The following is a 3,576-nucleotide window of genomic DNA, read 5'->3' as shown; positions in this document are numbered from 1 at the left end:
CGGTGAACCGCCGGACCGGGCACACCTTCCGTTCGGCCGCCCAGGCGCGGAGCATCGGCTCCCACCGCACCTCGACGATCGGACCGCGGGGCACCCGGCGTACGAGTTCGCGTTCGACGAGCACCTCGACGACGCGGTAGGTCGCGCCGGTCGATGCGCCGGACAGCTTGATCAGCTCCGGGACGGAGATCTCCCCGACGTGGTCGGCGAGCGCCCGTACCACCCGGTCGGACGGCTCGCCGGTGAGCACCCCGGACGGGCGACCCGGGCCGCGCCACGGATCGGCGTCGGCACCGCGATCGCGGACCCACACCGCCGGGCGGTTCGCGACGAGGCAGAGGTTGCCGGTTGCGTCGGCGTAGGAGATGCCGTGCCGGTCGAGCTGGCGCCGCACCGGATCGGACAGATAGTGGGCGCACACGAAGCCGCGGTCGGCGTCCGAGAGGTCGGCGGCGATGCGGGCGACGTCACCGGAGAGCACGCCGCGGGACGTGACGACCGAGAAGGACACGGTGTCGCCGTCGGGGGCGGTGACGAGCATCCGGGTGGGTGCGTCGGGGGAGCGGGGGCGGTCGTTGGACAGCGACCAGCCGAGCGGCAGGCATGCCTCGAGGCGGGCGGTGGCGCGGCGGTAGATGTCGATGTACCGCTCGGGGCGGGGACCGATCGGGTTCTCGGGGGCGGGAGCCGGCTGAGTCACATCCACCACGTTAGTCACTCTGTGCATGACGGAAAAGAAAAATAAACGAAATCTCAGAGGATCGAGCACCGCCCCTCCCGCGCCGCAAACCGTGACGGGGCATGCGCTAGTTTCGTGACCATGACCGAAATCACCGGGCGCATCGCGTTCGTTCAGGCGACCTGGCACCGCAACATCGTCGATCAGGCCCGCACGGGATTCACCGACGAGATCACCCGTCTCGGGGTCTCGCAGGACGCGCTGGACTTCTTCGAGGTCCCCGGCGCATTCGAGATCCCGTTGCACGCGAAGCGGCTGGCGAAGACCGGGCAGTACGACTCGATCGTCGCTGCCGGGCTAGTCGTCGACGGCGGCATCTACCGGCACGATTTCGTCGCCACCGCGGTGATCGACGGGCTGATGCGGGTCCAGCTGGACACCGATGTCCCGGTCTTCTCCGTCGTACTCACCCCGCACAATTTCCACGAGCACGACGAGCACGTCGAGTACTTCACGCGACACTTCGTCAAGAAGGGCGCCGAAGCGGCCCGTGCCGTCGACGCCACTGTGCGCTCGCTGCGCGCGCTGCCGACCGGAGACTGAGGCGGTCCGGCAGCGCGCGCCGGATCAACGTGTGCTGCCGGATGAGTTCTCCGCCGCCGGGGTCTGCCCTGTTGCCGGCAGGGTGGGCGTCTCGATGCGCCGGCGGCAGGCCGCCGCTCGCGCGGTCTCGTCGGTGTTCAGCGCTTCATGCCCGCCCGGGCGCGTGAAGTGTTGTTGCGCCGCCCGGCCGAGGATCTCACCCGGCATCAGGAGGCCGCGGAGCCGGGTTCGAGTGTGCGCACCCTCCGGTGACGACGGGGGAGGAGGGGACTTCGTAGCGGGCGATCGTGGCCGAGACCTTCGGCACGATGGCGGGGGAGCTGCCGAAGCCGGGCCGGTGGAAAAAAAGGGGGGCGCACCGTCTCGGCAACACCGCCGCGTCGAGCTTCTCGGAGGAGTTCAAGCGATGGAGCGTCGGGCACACGGGTGATCCGACGTCGCAAGACGATGGGTGTGAGAAACCCACAAAAACATTCTGAATAATACGGAAACCATTGAAAAACAGAATATGCCTCCCATCCGCAACAATCACCACCACCAGAAGCTCACGTCCCAACACATCACCCGCACCGACACAGGCGGCATCAACGGCCCGGTACGTCCGGCCGCCGCGTCATGAGGAGGGGGACGAGCCCGCCGAGCAGTGCGGCGGGCAGCAGGAAGGCGAGCACCGGGTCGGCGCCGTACACCGGGGTCAACAGAAGAGGGGAGAAGGCCGCCCCGCCGAAACGGAAGGCCTGTACTACCGACACCGCACCACCACGATTGCCGCCGGGCCCGCCGAGCACCGCGGCATTGACACCCACGAGGATGAACTGCGAGGCGATGCCCGCCAGGAACCACGCGACACCGAGCACGACGAGCCACGGGACGGTACCGACGACAGCGACCAGTGCGGCGCCGCTCACCGCACCGGCGAGCACGATCGCGCGGGCCCCGACACGGTCGATGAGCATCCCGACCGGCCGGGAGCTGATGATTCCGGCGAGACCGAACACGGTGAGTACCACGCCGCGTCCGGACGGGGACAACCCGAACTCGTCCTCGACCCGGAAGGCGAGGAGGAACCCGAGCCCACCGAGGGCGCCCCAGCCGAGGAGTGCGACGAGGCCGATGCGCAGGACGCGCGGAGTCACGGCGTCGCGTAGGCGGACCCGGTCGGGACCGGAGGGGTCGTCGCGCACCGAGTCGGGCAGCCCGGCGAGCGCCAGGAGCAGCGCGGCACCGGCGAGCACGACGAACGCCCACCGCCAGCTCACCTCGGCGGCGAGCCCACCGATCAGGGGAGCGACGGTCTGGCCGGCGGCCTGCATGGCCCCGAACAACCCGAGTGCGCGCCCGAGCCTGTCCTTGGGGGTGATGACGGCCAGTGCCGCGAGCAACAGCGGCGTCGTGAACGCGTTGGCGGCACCCTGCAGCATGCGGGTGCCGATCAGCAGCGAGAAGGTCGGTGCCAGAGCTGCGGCGATCGAGACCACGGCGTACACGAGGTAGGCGGTGCGGACGGTGCGGACCCGACCCCAGCGTGCGCCGAGGGTGCCGGAGAACAGCATCGCGGCGGCGAACACGCCGAGATAGGCGGTGACCGTCGTCGCAGCGGTACCGGTGGACACGCCCGTGTCGGCGCCGATCTCGGGGAGCATCGACACGACGACGCTGCCGCCGAACGGACCGAGGAATCCACCCGCGTACAGCGCCGTGCGCTGCAGCGGTTCGCGCGGACCGCTCACCTGTTGAAGCCGCCGGGACCCCGTCGCCGCAGATAGCGTTCGAACTCGGCGGCGAGGGCGTCGCCGTCGATCTTGGCGATGACCTCGGAGATGTCCTCTTCTGCCTCGGCGTCGCCGCGCTCCTCGAGGGTGCGCACGTATTCGGCGATCTCCTCGTCGTCGTCGATCATGTCGGTGACGGTCTGTTCCCATTCCTCGGCGAGGAGCGGAAGTTCGCCGAGGGGCACCTCGAGGTCGAGGACGTCCTCGACCCGGCGTAGCAGCGCGACGGTGGCCTTGGGGTTGGGCGGGTTGGACACGTAGTGGGGGACCGCCGCCCAGAACGACACCGCGGGGATGCCCGCGCGCACGAAGGCGTCCTGCAGTACCCCGGTGATGCCGGTGGGCCCTTCGTAGCGGGAGGTCTGCAGCTTGAAGCGTTCGGCGGCCTCGGAGCTGTAGGCGGTGCCGGTGACCGGGACCGGGCGGGTGTGCGGGGTGTCGGCGAGCAGCGCGCCGAGCAACACGACCGTGTGGACCTCGAATTCGTCGACGAGTTCGATGATGGCAGAGTCTGTGGTGGGT

5 protein-coding genes are annotated in these 3,576 nt (G+C 69.6%); 2 read left to right on the top strand and 3 right to left on the bottom strand.

Annotated features, from left to right (window positions below; translation table 11 throughout):
- Positions 1–727: helix-turn-helix domain-containing protein (locus tag R1101_RS0118645; protein ID WP_442969890.1), on the bottom strand; the 727-nt coding region annotated here is incomplete at its 3' end.
- Positions 728–820: 93 nt separating this feature from the next.
- Here R1101_RS0118645 and R1101_RS0118640 point away from each other — a divergent pair.
- Positions 821–1,282 carry a 6,7-dimethyl-8-ribityllumazine synthase gene (locus R1101_RS0118640; protein WP_016934858.1) on the top strand — a complete coding sequence of 154 codons (462 nt, stop codon included), beginning with the start codon at positions 821–823 and terminating at the stop codon, positions 1,280–1,282.
- Positions 1,283–1,569: 287 nt separating this feature from the next.
- Positions 1,570–1,761 (top strand): hypothetical protein, encoded by a 192-nt coding sequence (locus tag R1101_RS31105; protein WP_157179183.1) that lies wholly within the window; start codon positions 1,570–1,572, stop codon positions 1,759–1,761.
- A 105-nt stretch (positions 1,762–1,866) separates the two neighbouring features.
- Here the strand turns inward: R1101_RS31105 and R1101_RS0118635 are convergent, their stop codons facing one another.
- Together R1101_RS0118635 and R1101_RS0118630 are read right to left on the bottom strand one after the other, a co-directional pair.
- Positions 1,867–3,012, bottom strand: coding sequence for an MFS transporter (locus R1101_RS0118635; protein ID WP_016934857.1), 1,146 nt, complete (start codon positions 3,010–3,012; stop codon positions 1,867–1,869).
- Positions 3,009–3,576, bottom strand: a 568-nt coding sequence (locus R1101_RS0118630; protein ID WP_016934856.1) for a PAC2 family protein, incomplete at its 5' end; no start/stop codon positions are given. The genes R1101_RS0118630 and R1101_RS0118635, both read right to left, overlap by 4 nt.

Source organism: Rhodococcus sp. R1101 (genome assembly GCF_000278445.1).
Lineage (GTDB): Bacteria > Actinomycetota > Actinomycetes > Mycobacteriales > Mycobacteriaceae > Rhodococcus > Rhodococcus gordoniae.
Note: the sequence above shows the minus strand (reverse complement) of the source record. Positions and strands in the feature narration are given on the sequence as shown.